The following is a 22,879-nucleotide window of genomic DNA, read 5'->3' as shown; positions in this document are numbered from 1 at the left end:
TGATGTCTCATGCGATTGCTTCGGCCGCATATCGACTCCGGAATGGACACCAGAAGGACAGGGAAAATGAATGCTTGGAGTTTCCGGATCCGATCCAAGGACCGCGACAGAGACACCGACAGGCGACGCCTCGATCGTCTCGCCGAAATGTCGACGTCCCTGTTTCATGAAGCGCGGAGAGAGCGCGAAGGCATTCGCCGGCGATACGAGGCCGCAGTGGGGGATGCAGCATTTGCGATGGAAGCCCAGGCTGCCGAGAACGATCAGCGGAAACTGGATGGCCGCATCGACGATCTCACAGGGACGGTGTTGTCCTGCGAGGCGCGCCTGCGCGACCTCGACGTCCAGGCCGATTTCTACAAGGACATTCTGGAGCGGATTGCCGCCTACAGATCTTCGAACGAAGTTTGACGAAAGCCGTCGTGCGGAGCGCTGCGCAACGCCTTCTGGCTCGTGATCACAAGGTAGGCGGTGAGGAACATGATGCCGAGAAGCTTGAAGCTTTCTTCGATGAACACCTGCCCCGCGAACTCGACCGGCACGACATCGACGACCATCGAACAGCCGAATGCTGCCACGCAGGCCACCAGCAGCAACCATGGCGTTCTTCCCTGTAAAAGCCAGGCACGATAGCACGTTGCAGCAAGGAGAATGGCATGGGGCCCAAGCACCAGGATTTCCGGGATGCCGGTCGCGGCAATCGATTCATGCAGCATCAGAAGATCGTCCAGACCCATGACCGCGGCAAAGCAGCCTCCGGCCAGGAGCAGACCGCTGAACGCCTTCTCCCGGGTCTGTCTTAAAGCAGCGACGGCCTGAAGCGCGCCAACTGCTCCGGCAATCCACATCACGATCCCGAGATTTGAGACGAGGCCGAAATAGTTCGGGTTGTTGGCGATCGCGTTGGGATCGCGCACCAGCTGATAATGGTCCACGCCCCACCATTGGTCGGCGACGAGCACGAGAGTGCAGATTGCAGTGGCGGCAATGACGATGCCAACCGCGACCTTGATATCCACGGATGCGATCGGCAGTCGCGAAGAGGCGATGGGAACCGCAGGTACAGCCATGGCCGACAATCTCCATCCCAACGCGACATTCCACGTCGAGCACGATCATCACCCAGTTCATGACAGTTTTGTGACATTCATTGCGACAGCTGCATGACGGCTCTGTCGGCCTCTGGAACGCAGGCGTCGTGGTCGGCCGGTAGGTCTGCTACACTTGAGCGATGAGCAGACCTACGCCCCAGCATTGCAGCCTCGTCGTTCCGGCGCTTCGCGCGAGAAATGGGCAATTGACCGACGTGCTGCTTGCGGGCGAGCGAACTGTCCGTGTCCACAACATCGCGTGGGGCCAGGATCTCGGTGACGATTTCGAACATGTCACGACGAACATCTCACCTGGGATAGGCGGCGCCACCGTCGACATGTTCTTCACCGATGAGATCGAAAAGATCGTCGCCCCTGATACCGGCGCGACGATCTGGCAATCGGACGGCACGCCCATCGTTCGCTAGCTGCGCCGATCAGAGCCGTGTTCAATGTGACTTCACGAACCGAGCGATGGCCTCCGACACCCCTGCTGCCAACGGCAGATCGGCATCGCCATAAGTCGCCAAATTTTCACTTCTGCTGTCGGAATCGACCTGCTTCAGCACGTGGTTTACGTCCGGCAAGGTAACGAGCGTCGCGTGCGGGGCCGACTCCTTCAGCCGCTCGGCATCAGCCGTCGATACCTGAAGGTCTCGCTCTCCCTGAAGAATCAGCATCGGCTTCTTGGTGTTGCCTGCCAAGGGTGCGGGATCCCGGGCGAAAGCGCTGATGAGATAGCCTTGCGTCGCGGGGTTGAACAAGGACGCCAGCGCCGGCGGCATATCTCCGATATCCACGGTCCGTCCCGCCGACAATTCGTCGATCGCGTGATCGGCGTCACGCAACAGAGGTTGGTTCGCCGGGTTGTCGTGCAGCTGTTGCCTCAAAGCATCCCCGAGCGGGCGCCCCGCTGTGGAAACCAGGATCAGGCCGCAGAGATGCTCGACCTTTTCGGCCGCAGCCAAAGCGACCAGACCGCCTTCGCTGTGGCCGAGAAGCCAGACGCAGTCGCGTCCGGTTTGCGTTCGTACCGCGTCGACCCACGCCGCGACATCATCGACATAGTGATCGATGGTCACCGCGTTGGCATCTGCCACCGCGCCGTTGCTCCCGAACATCCCGCGCTTGTCGATGCGCACACTGCCGATCCCCTGTTGGGCCAATTCTTCGGCAAGCATGCGATAGGACGACGCGCGGATACCGAGCGGGCTGTTGCCGTCCCTGTCAGTGGGTCCGGAGCCCGGAATGACGAGGACGACCGGCGCATCTTCAGCCGGGAGGATCATGGTTCCCCTCAACGGTCCCTCAGGTCCTGCAGCTTCGATCTCACCACCCGCAGGGACGGCTGCCCCGGCAATGAGCGCCATTGCTAAAACGGCTGAAAGCATGTCGCGTCTCCTTAGAATTGGGTTTTCGTCCGCTAAGCGGTCGGGATCGGCTCCATATAGAGCCTTGTCCAGGCGATGAGGCCGCGTGACACTTCTTGAACCGTCACGCCTCCCACACTGAAGGGGGTTCCGTCCAATTGTCGTCCGCTCCATCGCCATTCGACCAGAACGACACTGTCGACGGTCGCCATGTTCAAGATGCTGGCCCGGATGTCGGGTATCGCCCTGAAGATGCCACCCCAGTTCGTGCGAATCTGGTCGTGGCCGCTGATGTTCCTTTCCGGGTGGGCCGGATGCTCGCCTCGAAATTCCGGCGAGAAGCACGCAATGACCTGCTCGACGTCATGCGAACCGATCGCGTCTCTCAATCTTTCCAGAGCCTGCTCCGGATGCATGTGGACGGTGTGTTCCATTCTTTAGAACTCCTCTTTGTTTCTCTTGCATGGCCGCACCGACTCCTCATTGCGCCGCATTGGCCAGCACCATCATTGGAATCGTCGGAAGATTGACAACGCCGTGGACGACGACAGCCGGCCAGATCGACCCACTGCGGCGAAAGATTTCGCCGGCGATCACGCCTTTGATCAAAGCGACCGGAAACACGATGTTGATGCCGTGGAAGATCGCGAAACAGAAGGCGGCTGCGCCAACAGCGACGATGGGCCCATAGCGGCGGAACAGAGCAGTCTGCACCACGCCGCGGAAAAGGAACTCCTCCCCGATCGGCGTGAGAACCGTAAGGAAGACCGTCGCCAGGATGATCGTCCACCATCCACCGCTCGCGCCGGTCGCATACACTTCCTGCGGACTATCGCCCTGGCCAACGATCGAGATGATGATCAGAATGGCGATCGATTTGGCGATGAACGCGAGAATGCCGGCACCCACCGCCAGCGACAGCCAGCGCGTGGTCGTCGAGCGAATGCCGAACGGCGCCAGCGACCGGATCCGCCAACGATAGGCGGCCGCAAAGCCTGCCAGTCCACCGATGCCAGACATCGCCGTGAGGATCAGCCCGATCAGCACGGGGTCGGTCAGCACCTGCGCAATCGCGATCGAGCCGCCGATCCCGACGATGGCGAGTGTGATCAATCCAATGCGTATCTCCAGCATGCCCGGATGAATGGGCGCGTCATCGATTTGGTTCATGTGAAATAAGCCTGATATCCGTGCTCGTGAATTGCCTCGCCGATGTCGCATAAGGGCTGAACCAACAGCATAGACGCGACATGTCACTAAGTGACAAATCAATATGTCACTTAGTGACAGTTTTGGCAACGTGTGAAGCGCGTCTCAGACTGTTCGGTCAACGAGATGAGGTGATCGCAGCTGCAAATGCCTCGGCCGCTTTATCCAATGCCCACTCCCGCCGACGATCCTGTCGGCAAATTGGCAGGCCAGTTGGAACTGGTGCAGTCTGCGGGGAACGCCGATCCCATGCCCGCGGCGGAGCGTATGCAAGCGCTGCAGCTTGAGGTTGACGGCTTCAGGATTGAGACTGGAGACCGGCTCGCCCGCCAGTTGCAGCTTCCTCCACAGACCACGCGGGCGATCACGACCCGCTGCTGCTGCCGGCCAGACCGGGAATCCGTCCGCTGATAGGCCTGATGAGGAAGTCCTAGGCTGTCCAAGTTGGCAACGGCCAGGAACAAGTCGGCCAGGTCGCTTCGGTCCATTCATAATTCCCGCTGATAAGCTGTATCACGTTAATCGGTCTAGTGATCCGCCCGGACCGGGCCCATCTCCATCGATAGCAGTGAGATCAACTGTCAAAGGAAATCCGAAATGACCAAACTACACACTCTTTTGCTGTCCGGAAGCATCGCACTCGGCGCCATGATCGGACAGCCGAGCGCGGCATCTGCGCAGGTGCAGAACATCCTTCTGGTTCACGGCGCCAACGTCGACGGGACGACGTGGCGCGATGTCTATGACCGGTTGACGGCGGACGACTACATGGTGACGGTCGTGCAACTGCCTCTCACATCCGTCGAGGACGATGTTGCCGCGGTCCAGCGGAACCTCGACGTCCAGAACGGCCCGGTGCTGCTGGTCGGCCATTCCTATGGAGGAGTCGTGATCAGTGAAGTCGGCGTCGACCCGGATGTCAAAGGTCTGGTCTACATCGCCGCCTTCCAGCCCGACACCGGTGAAAGCGGCAGCAGCCTGCTCGCCTCCACGTCGACCGACTTTACGCCTGATGTCCTCGAAGTCTTTGAAGACGGCCACTATCTGGTCAAGGAAGAGGTCTTCATGTCGCTGGTCGGCAACGGTCTTTCCGAAGACGATGCCACCTTCGTGGCGAGATCTCAGGCCATGTCCAACACGGCAATTCTCGCTCACGAGATCGACGCGGCGGCTTGGCGCGAAAAGCCAAGCTGGTCAGCCATCGCGACGCAGGACCGGACCATTCCGCCGGAACTTCAGCGACGGATGTCCGAGCGCGCCGGTTCGACCATCGTGGAAATCGAAAACGGTCACATGCTGCCGATGACCAGCCCCGATGACGTCGCTGAATTGATCCGTGAGGCCGCAGAGGCCGTGGAATAGGCAGGTCGATCCTGCGCGGTCCGTTCAAGCGGTCCGCGCAGTTTCTGACCCGGTCGCCGTGTGTCGGGCCTGCTGCCTCTCGATCCGACGAGTTGGCCTCCGGCCCGGGCCTATCAATCGTCGAGGCTTGTCGCGATCTTGAGATGCAGCACAGGCACCAGCATTGGCAGGCCGCTGAAATAGAAAAGAAATAGGGGGTTGTCGCTCGAAGAGAGCTGGCTCAACGCAACCATCAGCGGCGACAGCATCGGAATCGCCGCTGCCCAGAAGCCAATCCAGAATTTCCGACGGTGTCTCGCCGTCCTGATGTTTCGGCCGGAAAGGTATGCGATCGAAAGCGTCAAAAAATGCCACAAGGCAATAAGCGTTGCCGCGACGAAAACAGACAGAATCCCCGTCAGGACGAGTTGCGAGGTCGTGACGCTGCGGTACGAGTCGGCGAGGCCGTAGATCATCCCGAGAAATCCGTGGAAAGCGGCGAACGCCAAAACCGCGAGAAATACTCCCAACGCACCCAGCGTCGGGACAGCGAGAAAGATGAGCTCGGCTGCAAACACGGAGCGCAGGAACCGCCCATCCGTTTCGTCCATGATGCCTCCCAATGCGCCATCTACGGTTGAAACGGAGCAATATCCCGTCACCCGTTAATGCAAAGCGTCATGACTGCATCGATCGACAGGACGAGGAGCAACGACGCGGTTTGCAAGCCGGCTCGTGAGACCCGGCCCAGCTTCACTCGTGGCGACATTCAGCGCCCGGACGTTCAGCCGTTCAGCTTCTCCAAAAGCCTGACGAACTGGTCCTGCTCAGGCCGGCTCAATCGGGCAAGCTTTTCGCCGTACCGATCGGCCAGCCGAGCGCGAGCCTGCGCGAGTGTCGCAAGCCCCAGCGCCGTCAGTTCAATGCGATGACGGCGCAGGTCTCGAGTATCGATCGCCCGGGCGATCAAACCCTTCGCCTGAAGGTTTTTCAGATAAAGCGTGATCGTCGGCTTTGGCACCGACAGATGCCGAGCCAATTCCGCTGGGTAGGGCTGTTCCTCCAACCCGTCCAGAACGAAGAACTCCTTGGCCTCTAGACCCAGCGCCTCGATCTCGGGTGTTGCCGAAGCAAGAGTCTCCGTCGAGAGACGAAGGTTCAGCCTGAACACATAGCCAGCGTCCGCTTCAGGCATGTATCGTTCCAGCCTTGAACTTGTTTATTATCTGAACTATCTTTTCCATGAACGGAATACGACCTCATTGGTGACGGCTCAAACAATCATAAAAGGGCAGATGCCGTGAAGCGGGTATCATTCAAAAACAGAAATATCGACGTTGCCGCGAATATCCATTTTCCGAATGACTTCGACCCGGCCGGCTCCTATGCCGCACTGGTTCTGGCGACGCCCGGCAGCAGCGTGAAGGAGCAGATTGGCGCGGTCTACGCGGAAAAGTTGGCGGAACGCAGCTTCGTCGCCCTCACCTTTGATCCCTCATACCAGGGTGAAAGTGGCGGTGAGCCCCGCGATCTGGAAGACCCGGCGACCCGTGTCGAGGATATCAGGTGCGCCGTTGATTATTTGATGACCCTGCCCTTTGTAGGCGAAGAACGTGTCGGACTGCTCGGCATCTGCGCCGGCGGCGGATATGCGATCAACGCGGCATTGACCGAACGCCGCTTCAAGGCGATCGGGACTGTCGTTGCCAGCAACATAGGGCAAGCATTCCGCCGCATGCTGCCGGACGTAAGTCAGACACTGGAAGAGGTCGGCAAGCAACGGACTGCCGCAGCGCGCGGCGGCGTGCCGAGACGCGATCCTTGGATCCCCGACAGCCTGAGCCAGGCGCAAGCTGCTGACATCACAGACCCGGATCTGCTGGATGCCGTCACCTTCTATCGAGAGTCGCACCACCGGCATCCGAACTCCACCAACAGATTGCTGTTCACGAGCTACGGCCAACTCCTGAGCTTCGACGCCTTTAATCTCGTTCCGGAATTGCTGACGCAGCCTCTTCAGGTCATTGTCGGAGGCAAGCGTGGCAGCACCGGACAATACGAGGCCGGGCAGCGGCTGATCGAGCTTTCTCCCGCAGACGATAAGGATTTCTTCGTTGTCGACGGTGCTGGCCACTACGATATGTACTACAAGCCCGAATACGTGACCCCGGCGATTGACCGTCTTACACCCTTCTACACCAAGCACCTTGGCGGCTGAGGCGAAGGGAAGATAGGTCGGACACGGCAAGGGCGATCCACAATTGAACTCCTATCGAGCAATGGCTTCAGCGGTTGAGTTGACCCGCCATTTGGCGATCTAATCTGAAGCAGGGCACGGCGCTGCCTTCGCCCGAAGTCCTGCAGGATCCGCACCAGCGTAGCGTCGGCCGATTGGCACTCGATCTGATAGGAGAGCGGCTGCACGATCCTCCCGTTCCGCCGCATCGATCGCCGCCGCCACGCAGTTGAGCGAAAGACGACACGCTGTCCGGCTTGTGAACGATCCATCCTTGCAGCGGCCAGCCGTGATAGCTTGCGGCTCAATGCCCTTCCTCGAACACGCAGGCCGATGTCGTGGAGCATTTTAATTCAGACCGCATCAAGGTGGCGCTCCTGGTGGTTGCCTTGGGCGGCCTGCTCGGCGGGCTGGGGTTCTACTTCACTGGCCGCCCCGAGATCGCGTCGATCGTCTGGCATATCGGCGTCGTCCCGGTCCTCGCCGCCCTCCTCGTGGAAATCCTGCGCAGCCTGTCGCGCGGCGAAGTCGGCCTCGACATCGTTGCGGCACTTTCCATGTCAGCTGCGCTCCTCTTCGACGAGACGCTGGCAGCGGCTGTGGTCGCTCTCATGTATTCTGGCGGCACTTTCCTCGAAAGCTTTGCAGAGGGACGAGCGCGTCGTGAGATGCGTGCATTGCTCGAACGTGCTCCCCGCACGGCCACCCGTCACGGGCAAGACGGCCTGGAGGATATCCCGGTCGACGATATCGTCCCCGGCGACCGCCTGCTCATTCGCCAGGGCGACACGATCCCCGTCGACGGCAAGGTGGCATCAGCGTCGGCCTTTCTCGACACGTCCGCCTTGACAGGCGAATCCCTTCCCCTGCGCGCAGGCAATGGGGATGACGCGATGAGCGGCTCGACCAATGCCGGGGAAGCATTCGACGTCGTCGCGACAAGGCTGGCGAAGGACAGCACTTACGCGGGCATCGTGCGGCTCGTGGAAGAAGCACAGCGGTCGAAGGCGCCTATGGCGCGGCTGGCGGACCGCTGGTCGCTCGGCTTCCTGGCCGTCACGGTCGCCATCGCCTTTGCCGCATGGTGGTTCACAGGTGACCCGATCCGCGCCGTTGCCGTCCTCGTCGTTGCCACCCCCTGCCCGTTAATCCTGGCGGTTCCCGTTGCGCTCGTGGCGGGCCTTTCTCGGGCCGCGCGTTTCGGTGTGCTGGTCAAGGGCGCCGGCCCTCTCGAAGCGATGGCAAGGGCGCGGACGCTGATCCTGGACAAAACCGGCACGTTGACGGAAGGCCGACCACGGATCGTCAAGATCGACAGTCACGACGGCACGGACCCAGACGAGGTTCTGCGCCTTGCCGCTGCGCTCGACCAGGCCACCAGACATCCGGTGGCGCAGGCGATCGTTGCGGCGGCTCACGATCGCGGCCTCACGTTGGCTGTCCCAACGGACGTCACCGAATCGCCCGGTGAAGGCCTGACTGGGCAGGTCGACGGCAGATCGGTCGTGGTTGGCGGACACGACTTCGTGGCGGGCCGTGTCGGTCAGGACATGGCCGACTACGCCGAACTGGCTGCCGGGTCGGTCCTTGTAGCCGTCGCCATCAACGGACGGTTGGCGGGTCATCTGGTGATGGCGGATCCGCTTCGCAGCGGCACGCGCGAGATGGTGGCGCGACTGCGCCGTCAGGGCATCGAGCATATCCTGCTGGCAACGGGCGATCGGCATGAGGTGGCTGAACGTGTTACCGAAGGTCTCGGGCTCGACGGAATCCGGGCGGGATTGACGCCTGACCAGAAGGTGCTGCTTGTGCTTGAAGAGCGCAAACGCGGCCCTGTCATGATGGTGGGCGACGGTGTCAACGACGCTCCGGCGCTGGCGGCGGCGGATGTCGGGGTCGCAATGGGCGCGCGCGGCGCGGCAGCCTCCGCCGAAGCCGCAGACGTGGTCCTGCTGGTCGATCGCGTCGACCGTCTCGGACCAGGCATCGAGATCGCACGCGGCGCGCGTCGCATCGCCATCGAAAGCGTGGTTGCAGGCATCGGTCTCTCGGTGCTGGGGATGATCGCAGCAGCTCTGGGATATCTCACGCCCATACAGGGCGCACTCCTCCAGGAGGCGATCGACGTCGCGGTGATTCTCAACGCGCTACGCGCGCTCCGAATAACGCCTTCGGAGACGTGACCTTTAACCTTCGCTTCTATCGAAAATCGCTTGCCGTGAGCATGTAGGCGCTGCGACGCCCCCGTGAATAAGCCTCCCGCGCAACGTCGTAGATCGAATATCGGGCAGCATCGAAGGCAGAAAGGTAGTCGGCCTCGGATGGGTTTGCTCTGCTGCGTGTCGCAAGTGCACCCGCCTCAACGAAGAATGGTACTTCGAACAGGCCGTCATGGCCCATGAAACGAACGGCATTGCGCACGTCGTCGAAGCTTCGGCTGCGATTGGGGAATTCCAGGCTCAAGACGTCTCTCCATCAGTCGATCATGCTTGCCCCGGCCAGCGCTCGCCGCACGGCATGGGCAACGCGTCCAGCGTTTCAGTCGGTCGTGTCGATGTCGCTGAGCCTGCGGCGCTGCGGGAAGCACGCATTGCTGCGCTGCGCCGCGACTAGTCGAGATGCAGCTGCTGGGTGCCATTGCCAGTACAGGATCTCGGGCAATGTACACGGATATGGCCGTGGTGCGCCAGCAGCTTCGCTTCCATCGCAGACGCCTTGCCTGACGCCGGCCAGCTTCGCGCCAACATAAGGCGACGCGCAGTCAAAGCCCCATCCCCGCGCGGTAACGGATAAACCGTCGTGGAACCGTCCTGACCAAAGCGCTGACCGGGATCGCATAGCCATGACACTTATGGAAGCCTATGCATCGTAACGACGAATAGTGGCGAAACGCCCGTTGCCAAACGGTGTTTCGGAACGCTAAGAAGCGTCATCCATCAGGACCCGGTGAAACTCCGGGTGGCTCTTCCGGCCGCCGATCCGCCGGACAACTAGATCAAATACCGTCTCCCGGTGCGACCCCTCTCTCAGCAGAGGCCGCTGGTTTGGTTCTTTCATCATCTGGATTTTCATGACCTCCTTGTCCGCTTACCGCGCGCAATGGTTCGGAAATGTGAGCGGCGACCTGCTTTCGGGCCTCGTCGTTGCCCTCGCGCTCATTCCCGAAGCCATCGCCTTTTCCATCATCGCCGGCGTCGATCCGCGGGTCGGCCTTTACGCGTCCTTCTCGATCGCCGTGCTGATCGCCTTCGTCGGTGGACGCCCGGGAATGATCTCGGCGGCAACCGCCGCGACAGCCGTACTCATGGTCACGCTCGTGCGCGACTATGGGCTTCAGTACCTGCTGGCCGCCACCGTCCTCGCCGGGCTGCTGCAAATTCTGTTCGGTTTGCTGAAGCTCGGTGCGCTCATGCGCTTCGTCTCGCGTTCGGTCATGACCGGCTTCGTCAATGCGTTGGCCATCCTCATCTTCATGGCGCAGATCCCCGAACTCGTCGGTGTGCCGAACCTGACCTATGTCATGGTCGCGGCCGGCCTCGCCATCATCTACCTGTTTCCGTATCTGACCAGGACCGTTCCATCGCCGCTGGTCTGCATCATCGTGCTCACCACCCTCGCCATCGCTTTCGGCCTGGATGTTCGGACGGTGGGAGACATGGGTGAACTGCCCTCCACCCTGCCGATATTCCTGATCCCGGACATTCCGCTGACGTTCGAGACGCTGATGATCATCCTGCCCTATTCGGCGGCGGTTGCAGTGGTCGGCTTGCTGGAGTCCTTGATGACGGCACAGATCGTCGACGATCTGACCGACACGCCGTCGGATCGCCATCAGGAATGCATCGGCCAGGGCATAGCCAACACGGCCACCGGGTTCATCGGTGGCATGGCGGGCTGTGCGATGATCGGCCAGTCGATCATCAACGTGAAATCGGGTGGACGCGGGCGCCTGTCGACATTCGCAGCCGGCATCTTTTTGCTTTTCATGATCCTGGTGCTCGGCGATCTCGTCAGCCAGATCCCGATGCCGGCGCTCGTGGCAATCATGATCATGGTATCGATCGGCACCTTCTCCTGGTCCTCCATCGTCAATTTGAGGGACCACCCGCGCTCATCCTCGATCGTCATGCTGGCGACCGTGGTGACTGTCGTCGTCACGCACAATCTCGCCTATGGCGTGCTCATTGGCGTTCTGCTCTCGGGCATCTTCTTCGCGTGGAAGATCGCGCAGCTTTTCGGCGTGTCCTCAACCTTGAGCGACGATGGACGCCACCGGACCTACACGGTCGAAGGCCAGCTCTTTTTTGCGTCGGCGGAGAATTTTATGGCCGCCTTCGATTTCAGGGAGGTGCTGGAAAAGGTGACCATCGACGTTTCTCGCGCCCACATCTGGGATATCTCGAGCGTCGCCGCCCTCGACATGGCGGTGCTCAAGTTCCGCCGCGACGGCGCCGAGGTCGAGATCGTCGGCATGAACGAGGCAAGCGAAACCATCGTCGATCGACTGGCCGCCCATGACAAACCGGGCGCACTCGACAAGCTGATGGCTCATTGAGGACAGGATAATCTGATGACGGATAAACTGATAGCCCTCGTCGATGGTTCGATCTATTCCAACAGCGTGTGTGAAAATGCTGCGTGGATCGCCAACCGCACAGGCGCGCCAGTTGAATTGCTTCATGTGATCGGCCGCCGCGAAACGACTTCGACCGATCTTTCCGGTTCGATTGCGCTTGGTGCACGGACTGCATTGCTGCGGGAACTCACAACGCTCGACGAACAGCGTGCGAAACTGGCACAGAAGCGCGGTCGCGCCATTCTGGACGAGGCCGAGGCAACCTTGCGGGCGGCAGGCGTCGAGCATCTGACGTCGCGCCTGCGTCAAGGTGATCTGTTGGAGGCCGTGGCGGAGGCGGAGACCGGCTCGCGCGGCATCGTGATTGGCAAGCGAGGCGAAGCTGCGGACTTTGCCAAGTTGCATCTCGGTTCGAATCTCGAACGCATTGCCCGGACGGCTCGGAAGCCTGTGTTTGTCGCAGCTCGCGCCTTCCGGCCAATCACGAGGGTGCTTATTGCCTATGATGGCGGCACCAGCGCCACCAGGGCTGTGGAGCATATTGCCAGAGCTCCACTTTTTGCCGGGCTCGACATCAAGGTGCTGACAGTCGGACGCGAAACGAACGAAGTCCGTCAGCACCTCGAAAGGGCTCAGGCTATCTTACGCGCTGGGGGGCACAATGTTTCGGTTGAGATTGTCTCCGGCGAGCCGGATACGGTCATTTCCGATGTCGCTGAGCGCGACGGCAGCGACCTCCTCATCATGGGAGCCTATGGCCATTCGCGCATCCGCGCGCTGATCATCGGCTCGACCACAGCCGAAATGATGCGCTCCTGTAGAATTCCGGTCGTGCTGTTCAGGTAGCGATCAGTCTCTCAAGCGATTTTGGCTTGCGGTCACGTTTCGGCTGCGGACTGAGGTTGAGATGCCGCGATAAGGAGCCATTCGGTCAAGCTGGACTAAAACGGCTGGGCGCGCCTTCGGTTGCGCTTAGCCTCGATGCTCTCGACTATGGCGATAAATGTGCGCCACCAAGTTCGGGATCGAACACATCGGCCCCCCTCAGTCTTCGTTGTCGGGCTCATCTGCGTTCTCAGTGCGGGTCACGCCGCGCAGAACGTACTCCACACCCTCAGGCAAATAAGCGGTTTTGCCTGAGCCACTGAAATACCCCGCGACGATCCGGTCGGTCAGTTTCGAGCCGAATCCTGAACGCAGTGGCAAGGAGACAGCCGGACCTTTGCTTTCCTTCCAACAGAATTCGAAAGCCCGATCCGGCCCGGCACTCCATCGGATTGAAATCTGACCCTCATCCGATTTCAGTGCGCCGTATTTTGCCGCGTTCGTGGAAAGCTCATAGATCGCCAGCGACAGGCCTACTGCCTGCTGGGCCGAAATGGCGATCGAGGGGCCCGCGATCGTCAGTCTGCTTTCATTATCCACATGAGGAGCGATGGCTTCGCGAACCACCTCGGCAAAATCAGTGTTCCCCTCCTGTCGGGTAATCAGCATCTGCGTGCGCGACATCGCCTGAATACGCGAGGCGATCACTTCGCTAGCCTTTTCTAAGGTCGGCGCGTTGCGCAAACTCGCAGTCACCACAGCGCTCACCACTGCCATGGTGTTTTGGACGCGATGCATCATTTCCTGGTGCAGGACCCGTTGTCGCTCTTCGTTCAGCTTGCGTTGCGTGACATCGGTGAACACAGTAGCAACGCGGTCGCCCTCCAGACGTCGAACTCGGTTCTCGAACCAACGTCCACCAATCTCTTGGGCGCTGACGTGCAGCGCGGACTGGCCGGTACGAAGCACCTTTCGAAAGATCGGCAGCATCTCATTACCGAGCTCTGGCATGACGACGCTCAGTCGGCGTCCCAGAATGGTGTTTGTTTCAAACCCGGTCAGACGCTCAAATGCTGGGTTCGCCTCTTCGAAGAGAACGTCCGTGACATTGCCAGCACCATCTCGCAATGGCTCGGCGACGTAATAGCCTTCTTGCATATCTTCGAAGAGCCGTCGGTATTTGAGCTCCGACATCCCGACCGATATTTCTCGCTCTACCACGAGCGCGAGGCTTTCCAGCACCTTAAGGTCTTGCTCGGACCATTGACGGGGGGATGTGTCGATAGCGGCCAACGCTCCGACCAACTCGCCGGTCGGCAACGCGATCGGCACGCCCAGATAAGCCCTTACACCCAGATCCGCGATCGCGTGGTTGCTGTTTACGAGCTCATGCAGGTCGGCGTCATTCACTTCAAGTACTTCGGCCCGTTCCACCACGTGTTGGCAGAATGAGTGTGTCAAAGGCGTCTCGCCGCGATCGTCCCATGGTGCAGGCAAGCCGCAATGGCCCGCAAACACCTGACGGTCTTCATCGACAATGGAAATGATCGCAACGGGCACCTGCAACGCTACGCGCACATGCTCGGTCAGGTGATGGAACTGTTCGCGACCCGAACGATCGAGAAGTCCAGACCTTCTGATGGCCGATAATCTGTCGGACAATTGTTTTGGCATGCTCGGTCAATCAGCTTCAGACTGGACGTTGCGCCAGCTTGGGCTAGATATACTATTGCAGCGAACCTGCAACAGCTTGGCCATATCGACAACACGCTCAAGGTTTCCGTTACCCTCGACGATCCAGCCTGATTGCAGACCTTTTAGTCATGCAGCGCTCGGAGTGATGGGAGGCTCAGCTCCGCAGGCCCGGCGCTTCCTGTCCCGTGCGCTCCACATATTCGGTGTAGCCGCCGCCATAGAGATGCGGGCCTTCCGGCGTCAGCTCCAGCACGCGGTTGGAGAGCGCAGCCAGGAAATGGCGGTCGTGGCTGACGAACAGCATGGCGCCTTCGAACCGAGACAGTGCCTCGACAAGCATCTGTTTGGTGGCGATATCGAGGTGGTTGGTGGGTTCGTCGAGAACGAGGAAGTTCGGCGGATCGAACAGCATCTTGGCCATGACCAGACGCGCCTTTTCGCCACCCGACAGGACGCGGCACTTCTTATCGACTTCGTCGCCGGTTAAACCGAAGCAGCCGGCAAGAGCGCGCAGCGGCGCCTGCCCCGCCAGCGGAAACGAGTCCTCCAGAGACTGCAACACGGTGCGATCGCCTTCCAGCAGTTCCATCGCGTGCTGGGCGAAATAGCCCATCTTAACGCTCGGGCCACGCGTCACTGTACCGGCATCTGGCTCGGAAGCGCCTGCGATCAGCTTGAGCAGTGTCGACTTGCCAGCCCCGTTGACGCCCATGACGCACCAGCGCTCGCGACGGCGCACCTGAAAATCCAGCCCGTCATAGATCGTGCGCTCGCCGTAACGCTTGTGCACGCCTTTGACCGTGGCAACGTCCTCGCCGGAACGCGGTGCTGGCTGAAACTCGAAGCGCACCGTCTGCTGGCGCTTGGGCGGCTCGACGCGCTCGATCTTGTCGAGCTTCTTCACCCGGCTCTGCACCTGCGCTGCATGGCTGGCGCGCGCCTTGAAACGCTCGATGAAGGCCACTTCCTTGGCGAGCATCGCCTGCTGGCGCTCGAACTGCGCCTGTTGCTGCACCTCGGCTATGGCACGCTGTTGCCGGTAGAATTCGTAGTCGCCCGAATAGGACGTCAGCGCGCCGCCATCGATCTCGATGATCTTGCCGACGATGCGGTTCATGAACTCGCGATCATGCGAGGTCATCAGGATAGCGCCGTCGTACCCCTTTAAGAAGGTTTCGAGCCAGATGAGACTTTCGATGTCCAGATGGTTCGACGGCTCGTCGAGCAGCATGAGGTCGGGCCGCATCAGCAGGATCTTGGCCAGCGCCACGCGCATCTTCCAGCCACCGGACAGCTTGCCGACATCGCCGTCCATCATCTCCTGGCTGAAGCCGAGGCCGTCCAGCACTTCACGGGCGCGCCCGTCCAGCGCATAGCCGTCGAGTTCGTCATAGAGACCTTGAACCTCTCCGTAGCGGGTGATGATCTCGTCCATCTTGTCGGCTTGGGCAGGATCCGCCATGGCGGCTTCGAGCTCCGCCATCTCGGCTGCCAGCGCGCTGACCGGCCCAACGCCGTCCATCACCTCGGCCACCGCACTGCGCCCCGCCATGTCGCCGACATCCTGGCTGAAATAGCCGATCGTGACGCCCTTATCGACCGAGACCTGCCCCTCGTCCGGTAGTTCCTCGCCGGTCATCATGCGGAAAAGAGTCGTCTTGCCCGCACCATTCGGGCCGACGAGGCCGATCTTATCGCCGCGCTGAAGCGCCGCCGACGCCTCGATGAAGACGATCTGCTTGCCGTTCTGCTTGCCGATGCTTTCGAGGCGGATCATGCGGGACTTCCAGGTTGGCGCGAAGAGGACGCCGCCTCAAACCATCCCACCCGACGCCGCGCAAGGGGTCGTGGCGTCATATCGTCAGTTTTGCAGGAGCCCGAGCGCGCATCATTGTATGGGGAGATGTGATCGCTCGGCTTTGAGAAAGACGCACTGCAAAAGACGCGCAACAGTGTCCTCAGGGCGCCACGCCGTAGAGCCTTGATCGCAAAAAGAATGCTCCGGAAAGGCCGCGGAATCAGGCGCCTTGAGCGCCTGCTTCCTGGATCGCCGAAAGCTTCCACTCGCCACCGTTATTCCGAACGAATGTCCACAGCTCGATCGTCTCGGTCGGCTCGTCCACTCCGCCGGCCAGGGCGCCGGTGGCGCGGTCACGCAGGACGTCGATCGCCTCATAGCGGAAGGCGGCCGTGGCATAATCGTCTGCGCCCTCGTTCCACGCTTCGGCGATGTCAGCCTGCAGCAGTTGCACGCCGGTGACCTCGTTGCGCACGCCGCGCTTGGCATTATCGGCCAGTTCCTCGGAGAAATAGGAGACCATTTCCGGCGTCGAGAGGCGGCGAAGAGCGGCGTGATCCTCATCAGCAAAGGCGCGCTGTACCTCGCCCAGACGGCGCTCGAACATATCGAGGTCGGCCTGCTCGACGATGATGTCGGACGTCTGCGATGCCGCGGCTGTGGCGCCGCCTCCGATGCGGGGTAGCGTAAAGCCTGAAGACGATGTGGCCGGCGCCGACTGAGGTGCGGCATCGCGCCTGGACGGCTGTCCGAGGGCGGGGCCGCCGGCCGACGCTGGCGCCCGTCCACCGCCCGCGACAGCAGGCTGGCGGCGCGAACGGAAGAAAGCCATCGCCAGCCAGACCAGCGCGCCGATCAGGAGTAGTTGGATCAGGAAGCCGAGCGCACCTGCCATACCACCGAAGCCGTAGCCGAGCAGCATGCCGAACAGGCCGCCGATCAGGATGCCACGCATCAACCCGCCACCCAGACCGCTGAACATGCCTGGTCGCTGCTGCTGGCCGGTCGTTTGCTGTTGGCGCGGCGCGGTGCTTGGCGCAGGCGTCATGCTGCGCTCGACGGGGCCGGTCTGATTCGGGGCGGTTCGCGTGGGCGGTGCGGCCTGCTGAGTGCGGAAGCCGCGGCTACCGAAGCTGCCGCCACGACGCGCCTCGGCGAAGTCGACCGAGACAAGCGTCAAGGCGACAAAGGCTGCCGACAACAGAGCAAGAAATCGAAAGCGTCCAAAACGCATCATGGCAACCGTTCCTCCAGTTGCCCGCTGAGAAACAGTGCAAAGCGGGCCGATATCCAAACGGTCCGACATCGCGACACTTCGAAAAGTTCGCCAGAGGGGCCCGGTCCGCTGAACGGGATATGGCAACATCCTTCCCCCAATGCAAGGAGGCGAAACTTGGGATGCCGCACGTCAGTTGAACAACACGCTGCCGGTGTGTCGGCATTGGCCGGCCCGCCGAGAACAGAGACTTGGAGGAGATTCAATCCGGAGGATGGGCAGTTTTTCCTGATGACGATGCGAGCCAGCGGGCAGCGAAAATTACTCCGCCGAGAACGATGCCCAGCATCACGTCGTCGAGCATGACTCCAAAGCCACCGCCGAAGTCTTCCAGCCGGCTGAATGGCCAAGGCTTGAGACGATCCAACGCCAAGAACAGAAGCGCTGAAGATCCTATCAGCCATCCTTTGACGCCGGCTACGGCAAGAACCGCGAGGAAGCCGGCGACTTCATCGATGACGATCCTTCGATCGTCGGCAAGACCGCTTTCAGCCGCCCAACGTTCGGCGGCCCACCAACCTGCGAGCGTGACTATCAGCAACGCCCAACTCCAGTGAGGCCTTCCCAACTTGGGAAAGAAGAGCGCGACACCCACGATCGTGAACACGGCAAGACCGGCCCGCAGTGGCTCGACGAGTCCTGAGCCGCCCCACGTGGCCAGCCACATCAAGATTTGTTGGATATGGATGCCGTCCGGCATCGTGAGGAGGGTCAGGTGAAGTTCCCTTCGAGCTTATGTGCAAGTTATCGAGACCGACCGAACAGGACAGTTCGGGTCCTGTTCGCCAATCAGAAAGCTCACGTTTCCGTGATTGCCAGACCGAGTCACGCAGTTTCGATGTACAGCTTGGCAGGTCTATTAGCTTTACCCCACTGGGTCAGGAAGCCTTTTCAGTGCCGTACGGCTCGACACAAAGGGGGTTTCGCCAATGGATGTTCTCAGCCGCGCGGGGGATGCGCTTGCAACCGTGGAACAGACTCAGCGACGGCTCGTTCACACCCCGTTTGTACGCAGGGGATCGGACAGCTGATGGAAGCGCTTTTGCTGTTGCTGGTCGGGATCATCGTGATTCTCGCCATCATCGCCGCCAATGGCTACTTCGTGGCCCAGGAATTCGCCTACATGGCGGTCGATCGGACACGGCTGGCAGCACGGGCAGCCGAAGGCGATGCCGCCGCAAAGTGCGCGCTGGAAGTCACGAAGCGAACCAGCTTCATGCTGTCCGGAGCGCAGCTCGGAATCACCGTTACGGGCCTTCTGGTTGGTTATGTGGCCGAACCGCTTGTCGGACGCTCGCTCGGTGCCCTTCTCGGAGGCGTGGGTGTTCCGACTGAGGTGGGCGTTGCGGGCGGGACCATTGCAGCACTGGTTCTTGCAACGATCATCCAGATGATCTTCGGCGAGCTCTATCCCAAGAACCTGGCCATCGCGAACCCAGACCCCCTCGCCCGAAGCCTCGCCCGCTCCACGCTGATCTATCTCACCGTGTTCGGATGGCTGATCGGCTTTTTCGACAAATCCGCCAACCTATTCTTGCGCGCCCTGCGCATCGAGCCCGTGCACGACCTCGATGTCAGCGCCTCCGCTGAAGACCTGCCCCACATTATCGCGGACTCGCGAGACAGCGGCGACATCCCCGTTGAATTGTCTCTGATGATGGACCGCATCCTCGATTTTCCGCAACAGGACGTGGAACATGCAATGATTCCGCGTTCGCAGGTCGATTGGGTGCGGCCCGAGGCCACCTTGGACGACGTCCGCCAGCTCATGGCCGGAGCGCATACGCGGTATCCGGTCATCGACGATGAGGATGCGCCGGTCGGGTTTGTGCAGCTTGCTGATCTGCTGGGTCATATACAGCAATCGAATGGCGACACGGTCGTTTCGGATATCATGAGCCCTGTCACGGTCATCCCGACAGTGATGTCGCTTCCCGATGCGCTCAGTGCACTTCGCAACAACAACAGCCAGCTTGCGTGCGTCATCGACGAGTATGGCGGTTTCGCCGGCCTTTTGACCATCGAAGACATTGCGATGGAGATCGTCGGGGAGATCACCGACGAGCACGATGACGGCATCGGCGATGCGGTGATCTCGACCGGCGACAACACCTGGACAATGGACGGGGACGTCCATCTCGACGAGGTCGCTCGTGCAATAGGTTTCGATCTGCCGGAAACCGACGTCGAGACGGTTGCTGGGCTGGTGATCGAGGAGCGGGGATCGTTGCCAGCCGAGGGCGACATGGTCGAGATCCAATTGCCGACGGATACGTCAGAGCTCGCTGCGGGCCAGGTGGTCAGTCGGCGACTCGAGATCGATGTCCTGCGCGTGGAGCGCCATGTTCCGACGGAGGTGCGCGTGCGCCTTGTCGAGCAGGTGACTGAGGAGAACGATCAATGACCGACCCGTTGCTCGTCACGCTCGCCACGATCGCGCTGATTGCTCTGAGCGCCTTTTTTGTCATCATCGAGTTTGCGCTGCTCGGAGCACGCCGTCATCGACTGGAAGAGCGTGCGCTGTCGAGCAGATCAGCCCGGGCGGCACTGAGAGGCATGAATGATCTGACCTTGATGCTGGCCGGCGCGCAACTGGGCATCACCGTCTGCACGTTTGCGCTTGGTGCGATAACGAAGCCTGCCGTCGACGCCTGGCTCGGGCCGACCCTGATTTCAGTTGGCCTTCCCGAATGGGTCGCCGGCGGCGCAGCGTTCGCACTCTCCATGTTTTTCGTCACGTTCTTGCATCTCGTGGTGGGTGAGATGGCACCGAAATCATGGGCCATCGCCCATCCCGAAACATCCGTGATGGCGATCGGCGTTATCTCGCGCGCCTATATCTGGCCGTTGCGGCCACTTTTGTCCTGGGTGAACTATCTCGCCAACGGTCTGGTGCGCGCGAGCGGAGTGGAACCGGTGGAAAGCGCTGCCGTCGGAGGACAGGACAGCGCAACGATCAGGCAGTTGGTCGAACACTCGGCGAAAGTCGGAACGCTGGAGCCGCAACTACAGCGCCAACTCTCCGGTCTTATCAATCTCGGCACCATCCCGGTGAAAGAGCTGCTTTCTCCCGGCCCGACGACACACGTCCCACCGACGGCCACGGTCGCACAGATCCGCGCTGCCGCGCTCGATTCGGGACACATGCGGATCCTGGTTCTGGACGCCAGCGGCGGCCATCCGTGGGTCGTGCATGTGCGTGACACCCTCCTGCTTCAGGATGACGTTCAGGCCAAGGATTGCGCCCGGCCGGCCTTCAAGCTCGATGCGGACACGCCGGTCTATGAAGCGCTGACGAGGATGCGCGCCAAGAGCGTGCAGCTTGCGGTCGTCATGCAAGACAACGCCGTCAGCGGTGTCGTTTCGCTGGCCGACATCCTCAAGCATGTTCTCCCCGACGATGAGCGCTCCAAGAGCGCTGCGGCAGCCTGAGGTTAAAGGTTCTGCCTGCCGGTTTTTAGTTGGTTGTCCAGACGCGGATCGTGACCAGATACCAGCGTCCGGCATGGCTGGCTGCATGCTCCATGTGTCCGTTGGTCAGGCGCAACGGCACGAAAACCGGGCGCCACGGCATTCATAAAACCGTCATCCAACTGTCACCGCCGTGTAACGCCCGGATGGGAGACCCCAACCACCACAAGGGGTTTCACAGGGGATTTGAACTATGAAGATGTTCTACGCGGCGGCTGTTGCCGCAACCGCACTCGTTGGTACGACGCAGATGTCGGCTGCCCAGACCGCAGCAGACGTCTGCCCGGCGTCGCTGCGCATGGCTGACACCGGCATCGAAGGCATGGGTGGCCTGGCAGAGGCTTTCGGTCCGTTTGCCGAAAAATTTCAGGAGTTTTCGGGCGTCGAGCTTGAGATGTTTGGCCTTTCCAACCGTACGGCCGCAGGCACCGCCTTGCAGTTCGACGAAGTCGACCTGGTCTTCGCCGGCCCGTCGGAGTTCGTTCTCTTCGCCGAGCGCACGCCGGATATCGAAATTCTCTTCTCCATCAACCGCCCTCACTACGGCACGAGCTTCTTCGTCCCGGCGGACAGCGACGTGCAGTCGCTTGAGGACCTGCGCGGCAAGCGCGTTGCGCTCAAGGATGTCGGATCCACGTCCGGTCACATCTTCCCGAGCCAGATGCTCGTCTCCGCCGGTCTCGATCTCGACCGTGACCTCGAAATCGTGATGGCAGGCGACGCCCGCGTTGCGGCGTTGGTCAATGGCGACGTTGCAGCCATGGGCGGCGGAAACCGCGACATCGACGACGTGACGGCCTTCGATCCCGATTTCGAATACCGCGTCATCGCCAAGAGCGATGTCCTGCCCGGCGATCCGATCATCATGCGTGGAACGCTCGATGAGGCCTGCAAGACGGCGCTTCGCGAAGTGCTTTCTGCCAATGCCGATGCGCTTTGGACCGCCCTTATCGAGACGCCGCGCAACAACGACAAGTTTCTCGACAACGATGCCAGCCTGACCTTCGATATGACGGCTGCCGACTACGACATCGTCCGCGAAGCCTACGAAGCTGCCGGCATCGAGCTGAACTGATCCTCCGCGTTAAGGCACGGCAGCGCGCTGCTGGGCCTTTCTAAAACACCATCGAACGCGTCTTTGGGCTCCGGCTGCGGCCGGGCCCGAGGACGCGTCTCCGATTATTGGACATGACCATGGTTGCAGCGCTTGAAGTCGAAGGCTTGAAGAAGAGCTACGGAGACGTGACCGTTCTTCGCGGCGTCGATTTCACGCTGGCGCAGGGCGAAGGTGTCGTTCTGCTCGGCGCCAATGGCTGCGGCAAGTCCACGATGCTGCGCTGTCTCAACCGGCTGACACCTTTCGAATCCGGCAGCGTCCGGGTGCATGGCACGGACGTATCAACGGTCTCCGGCGTCAAGCTCAAGACCGTGCGCAGGGAACTCGGTTACGTCTTTCAGCAGTTCAATCTCGTCGGCAACGTATCTGTCTTCCAAAACGTGCTGTTTGGAGCGCTCGGACGTCCAGGCGGCGGACTGATCAATTCACTCTCGGCATTCGCGCCACAGGCCGAGCGCGACCGCGCGATGCACTGCTTGGAGCGCGTCGGCTTGGCTGACAAGGCGCCCTCTCGCGCCAGTGCGCTTTCAGGCGGCCAGCAGCAGCGCGTGGCCATTGCACGGATGTTGATGCAACGGCCGACGATCGTGATCGCCGATGAGCCGATCGCCAGTCTCGATCCAAAAGCCGGGCGCGAAGTGCTGGAACTCCTTTTTCGCATCGTTTCGGAAGAACGCCTGACGGTCCTCTGCACGCTGCACCAGCTCGACCTCGCCAGGGAGTTCGGCCGACGGATCATCGGCATGAAGGCCGGGCGCGTCGTGATCGACGCACCGACGGACACCATTCCCATGTCCGAACTTGAATCGCTCTACCGGACGGATGTGGCGACCAGCGCACCCTCAGCCGTCCGGCAGGCAGCGGAATAGGATCA

22 protein-coding genes and 1 other annotated feature are annotated in these 22,879 nt (G+C 61.1%); of the genes, 11 read left to right on the top strand and 11 right to left on the bottom strand.

Annotation, left to right across the window (positions count from 1 at the left end; translation table 11 throughout):
* Nucleotides 1-66: 66 nt before the first annotated feature.
* Complete coding sequence (locus GC125_RS07725; protein ID WP_151985152.1) at nucleotides 67-411, top strand: hypothetical protein; 345 nt, start codon at nucleotides 67-69, stop codon at nucleotides 409-411.
* On the opposite strand, the gene GC125_RS07720 is transcribed toward GC125_RS07725, so the two are convergent.
* A complete protein-coding gene (locus tag GC125_RS07720) occupies nucleotides 387-1,070 on the bottom strand; it encodes a DUF8692 domain-containing protein (RefSeq protein WP_151985150.1) in 684 nt (227 codons plus the stop codon). The genes GC125_RS07725 and GC125_RS07720 overlap by 25 nt on opposite strands.
* Before the next feature lie 227 nt (nucleotides 1,071-1,297).
* On the opposite strand from GC125_RS07720, the gene GC125_RS07715 reads away from it, so the two are divergent.
* Nucleotides 1,298-1,519, top strand: a complete 222-nt coding sequence (locus tag GC125_RS07715) for a hypothetical protein (protein ID WP_151985149.1) — start codon at nucleotides 1,298-1,300, stop codon at nucleotides 1,517-1,519.
* Nucleotides 1,520-1,540: 21 nt separating this feature from the next.
* Here GC125_RS07715 and GC125_RS07710 read toward each other — a convergent pair whose 3' ends face one another.
* Genes GC125_RS07710 through GC125_RS07700 form a run of 3 tightly spaced genes read right to left on the bottom strand, consistent with a single transcriptional unit; the run spans nucleotide 1,541 to nucleotide 3,631 of the window.
* On the bottom strand, nucleotides 1,541-2,482 hold the full coding sequence (locus tag GC125_RS07710) for an alpha/beta hydrolase (protein WP_151985147.1): 942 nt from the start codon (nucleotides 2,480-2,482) through the stop codon (nucleotides 1,541-1,543).
* Nucleotides 2,483-2,514: 32 nt separating this feature from the next.
* A complete protein-coding gene (locus GC125_RS07705; protein WP_151985145.1) occupies nucleotides 2,515-2,895 on the bottom strand; it encodes a nuclear transport factor 2 family protein in 381 nt (126 codons plus the stop codon).
* A 46-nt stretch (nucleotides 2,896-2,941) separates the two neighbouring features.
* On the bottom strand, nucleotides 2,942-3,631 hold the full coding sequence (locus GC125_RS07700) for a CPBP family intramembrane glutamic endopeptidase (RefSeq protein WP_151985143.1): 690 nt from the start codon (nucleotides 3,629-3,631) through the stop codon (nucleotides 2,942-2,944).
* Between the two features lie 636 nt (nucleotides 3,632-4,267).
* Here GC125_RS07700 and GC125_RS07695 point away from each other — a divergent pair.
* Nucleotides 4,268-5,032 carry an alpha/beta hydrolase gene (locus GC125_RS07695; RefSeq protein ID WP_199864506.1) on the top strand — a complete coding sequence of 255 codons (765 nt, stop codon included), beginning with the start codon at nucleotides 4,268-4,270 and terminating at the stop codon, nucleotides 5,030-5,032.
* Between the two features lie 113 nt (nucleotides 5,033-5,145).
* Here GC125_RS07695 and GC125_RS07690 read toward each other — a convergent pair whose 3' ends face one another.
* Nucleotides 5,146-5,622, bottom strand: coding sequence for a hypothetical protein (locus GC125_RS07690; RefSeq protein WP_151985141.1), 477 nt, complete (start codon nucleotides 5,620-5,622; stop codon nucleotides 5,146-5,148).
* A gap of 173 nt (nucleotides 5,623-5,795) precedes the next feature.
* Complete coding sequence (locus tag GC125_RS07685) at nucleotides 5,796-6,206, bottom strand: MarR family winged helix-turn-helix transcriptional regulator (RefSeq protein WP_151985139.1); 411 nt, start codon at nucleotides 6,204-6,206, stop codon at nucleotides 5,796-5,798.
* A gap of 105 nt (nucleotides 6,207-6,311) precedes the next feature.
* On the opposite strand from GC125_RS07685, the gene GC125_RS07680 reads away from it, so the two are divergent.
* Together GC125_RS07680 and GC125_RS07675 are read left to right on the top strand one after the other, a co-directional pair.
* Nucleotides 6,312-7,229: an alpha/beta hydrolase gene (locus GC125_RS07680; RefSeq protein WP_151985137.1), complete on the top strand. Its 918-nt coding sequence runs from the start codon at nucleotides 6,312-6,314 to the stop codon at nucleotides 7,227-7,229.
* Nucleotides 7,230-7,585: 356 nt separating this feature from the next.
* The gene (locus tag GC125_RS07675; protein WP_151985135.1) at nucleotides 7,586-9,430 is read left to right on the top strand and encodes a heavy metal translocating P-type ATPase; all 1,845 of its coding nucleotides are present in this window, start codon (nucleotides 7,586-7,588) and stop codon (nucleotides 9,428-9,430) included.
* Between the two features lie 16 nt (nucleotides 9,431-9,446).
* On the opposite strand, the gene GC125_RS07670 is transcribed toward GC125_RS07675, so the two are convergent.
* The gene (locus GC125_RS07670) at nucleotides 9,447-9,710 is read right to left on the bottom strand and encodes a DUF1488 family protein (protein ID WP_151985133.1); all 264 of its coding nucleotides are present in this window, start codon (nucleotides 9,708-9,710) and stop codon (nucleotides 9,447-9,449) included.
* 473 nt (nucleotides 9,711-10,183) lie between these two features.
* Nucleotides 10,184-10,239, top strand: a sequence feature (sul1 is cis-regulatory element that is thought to sense ions involved in sulfur or methionine metabolism; They are found in Alphaproteobacteria).
* Between the two features lie 78 nt (nucleotides 10,240-10,317).
* Between GC125_RS07670 and GC125_RS07665 the strand changes: the two genes are divergently transcribed.
* Together GC125_RS07665 and GC125_RS07660 are read left to right on the top strand one after the other, a co-directional pair.
* Nucleotides 10,318-11,802, top strand: a complete 1,485-nt coding sequence (locus GC125_RS07665; RefSeq protein ID WP_151985131.1) for a SulP family inorganic anion transporter — start codon at nucleotides 10,318-10,320, stop codon at nucleotides 11,800-11,802.
* Between the two features lie 15 nt (nucleotides 11,803-11,817).
* Complete coding sequence (locus tag GC125_RS07660) at nucleotides 11,818-12,669, top strand: universal stress protein (protein WP_151985129.1); 852 nt, start codon at nucleotides 11,818-11,820, stop codon at nucleotides 12,667-12,669.
* 198 nt (nucleotides 12,670-12,867) lie between these two features.
* Here GC125_RS07660 and GC125_RS07655 read toward each other — a convergent pair whose 3' ends face one another.
* The 4 genes from GC125_RS07655 to GC125_RS07640 all read right to left on the bottom strand — a co-directional run bounded on the left by GC125_RS07655 (nucleotide 12,868) and on the right by GC125_RS07640 (nucleotide 18,117).
* On the bottom strand, nucleotides 12,868-14,322 hold the full coding sequence (locus tag GC125_RS07655; RefSeq protein WP_151985127.1) for a sensor histidine kinase: 1,455 nt from the start codon (nucleotides 14,320-14,322) through the stop codon (nucleotides 12,868-12,870).
* A 175-nt stretch (nucleotides 14,323-14,497) separates the two neighbouring features.
* Complete coding sequence (locus GC125_RS07650) at nucleotides 14,498-16,120, bottom strand: ABC-F family ATP-binding cassette domain-containing protein (protein ID WP_151985125.1); 1,623 nt, start codon at nucleotides 16,118-16,120, stop codon at nucleotides 14,498-14,500.
* Nucleotides 16,121-16,361: 241 nt separating this feature from the next.
* Nucleotides 16,362-17,375, bottom strand: a complete 1,014-nt coding sequence (locus GC125_RS07645; RefSeq protein ID WP_151987682.1) for a Tim44 domain-containing protein — start codon at nucleotides 17,373-17,375, stop codon at nucleotides 16,362-16,364.
* Between the two features lie 244 nt (nucleotides 17,376-17,619).
* Nucleotides 17,620-18,117, bottom strand: coding sequence for a phosphatidylglycerophosphatase A family protein (locus GC125_RS07640; protein WP_151985123.1), 498 nt, complete (start codon nucleotides 18,115-18,117; stop codon nucleotides 17,620-17,622).
* Between the two features lie 330 nt (nucleotides 18,118-18,447).
* Here GC125_RS07640 and GC125_RS07635 point away from each other — a divergent pair, with 330 nt between their 5' ends.
* The 4 genes from GC125_RS07635 (at nucleotide 18,448) to phnC (ending at nucleotide 22,874) form a co-directional block, all read left to right on the top strand.
* Entirely contained in the window at nucleotides 18,448-19,821 is a 1,374-nt protein-coding gene (locus tag GC125_RS07635; protein ID WP_199864504.1) for a hemolysin family protein, read from the top strand.
* On the top strand, nucleotides 19,818-20,849 hold the full coding sequence (locus tag GC125_RS07630) for a CNNM domain-containing protein (protein ID WP_151985121.1): 1,032 nt from the start codon (nucleotides 19,818-19,820) through the stop codon (nucleotides 20,847-20,849). Before GC125_RS07635 ends, GC125_RS07630 begins: the two co-directional genes overlap by 4 nt.
* A gap of 232 nt (nucleotides 20,850-21,081) precedes the next feature.
* The gene (phnD, locus tag GC125_RS07625) at nucleotides 21,082-21,963 is read left to right on the top strand and encodes a phosphate/phosphite/phosphonate ABC transporter substrate-binding protein (protein ID WP_151985119.1); all 882 of its coding nucleotides are present in this window, start codon (nucleotides 21,082-21,084) and stop codon (nucleotides 21,961-21,963) included.
* A 113-nt stretch (nucleotides 21,964-22,076) separates the two neighbouring features.
* On the top strand, nucleotides 22,077-22,874 hold the full coding sequence (gene phnC, locus GC125_RS07620) for a phosphonate ABC transporter ATP-binding protein (RefSeq protein WP_199864503.1): 798 nt from the start codon (nucleotides 22,077-22,079) through the stop codon (nucleotides 22,872-22,874).
* Nucleotides 22,875-22,879 lie beyond the last annotated feature (5 nt).

It is taken from the genome of Rhizobium sp. EC-SD404 (genome assembly GCF_902498825.1).
Taxonomy (GTDB): Bacteria; Pseudomonadota; Alphaproteobacteria; order Rhizobiales; family Rhizobiaceae; genus Georhizobium.
Note: the sequence above shows the minus strand (reverse complement) of the source record. Positions and strands in the feature narration are given on the sequence as shown.

What these genes read in the sequence shown, in the direction of transcription:
- GC125_RS07725 (WP_151985152.1), top strand. Translation starts at nt 67, where the DNA reads ATGAATGCTTGGAGTTTCCGGATCCGATCCAAGGACCGCGACAGAGAC.
- GC125_RS07720 (WP_151985150.1), bottom strand. Translation starts at nt 1,070, where the DNA reads ATGGCTGTACCTGCGGTTCCCATCGCCTCTTCGCGACTGCCGATCGCA.
- GC125_RS07710 (WP_151985147.1), bottom strand. Translation starts at nt 2,482, where the DNA reads ATGCTTTCAGCCGTTTTAGCAATGGCGCTCATTGCCGGGGCAGCCGTC.
- GC125_RS07705 (WP_151985145.1), bottom strand. Translation starts at nt 2,895, where the DNA reads ATGGAACACACCGTCCACATGCATCCGGAGCAGGCTCTGGAAAGATTG.
- GC125_RS07700 (WP_151985143.1), bottom strand. Translation starts at nt 3,631, where the DNA reads ATGAACCAAATCGATGACGCGCCCATTCATCCGGGCATGCTGGAGATA.
- GC125_RS07695 (WP_199864506.1), top strand. Translation starts at nt 4,268, where the DNA reads ATGACCAAACTACACACTCTTTTGCTGTCCGGAAGCATCGCACTCGGC.
- GC125_RS07690 (WP_151985141.1), bottom strand. Translation starts at nt 5,622, where the DNA reads ATGGACGAAACGGATGGGCGGTTCCTGCGCTCCGTGTTTGCAGCCGAG.
- GC125_RS07685 (WP_151985139.1), bottom strand. Translation starts at nt 6,206, where the DNA reads ATGCCTGAAGCGGACGCTGGCTATGTGTTCAGGCTGAACCTTCGTCTC.
- GC125_RS07665 (WP_151985131.1), top strand. Translation starts at nt 10,318, where the DNA reads ATGACCTCCTTGTCCGCTTACCGCGCGCAATGGTTCGGAAATGTGAGC.
- GC125_RS07660 (WP_151985129.1), top strand. Translation starts at nt 11,818, where the DNA reads ATGACGGATAAACTGATAGCCCTCGTCGATGGTTCGATCTATTCCAAC.
- GC125_RS07655 (WP_151985127.1), bottom strand. Translation starts at nt 14,322, where the DNA reads ATGCCAAAACAATTGTCCGACAGATTATCGGCCATCAGAAGGTCTGGA.
- GC125_RS07650 (WP_151985125.1), bottom strand. Translation starts at nt 16,120, where the DNA reads ATGATCCGCCTCGAAAGCATCGGCAAGCAGAACGGCAAGCAGATCGTC.
- GC125_RS07645 (WP_151987682.1), bottom strand. Translation starts at nt 17,375, where the DNA reads ATGCGTTTTGGACGCTTTCGATTTCTTGCTCTGTTGTCGGCAGCCTTT.
- GC125_RS07640 (WP_151985123.1), bottom strand. Translation starts at nt 18,117, where the DNA reads ATGCCGGACGGCATCCATATCCAACAAATCTTGATGTGGCTGGCCACG.
- GC125_RS07635 (WP_199864504.1), top strand. Translation starts at nt 18,448, where the DNA reads ATGGAAGCGCTTTTGCTGTTGCTGGTCGGGATCATCGTGATTCTCGCC.
- GC125_RS07630 (WP_151985121.1), top strand. Translation starts at nt 19,818, where the DNA reads ATGACCGACCCGTTGCTCGTCACGCTCGCCACGATCGCGCTGATTGCT.
- phnD (WP_151985119.1), top strand. Translation starts at nt 21,082, where the DNA reads ATGAAGATGTTCTACGCGGCGGCTGTTGCCGCAACCGCACTCGTTGGT.
- phnC (WP_199864503.1), top strand. Translation starts at nt 22,077, where the DNA reads ATGACCATGGTTGCAGCGCTTGAAGTCGAAGGCTTGAAGAAGAGCTAC.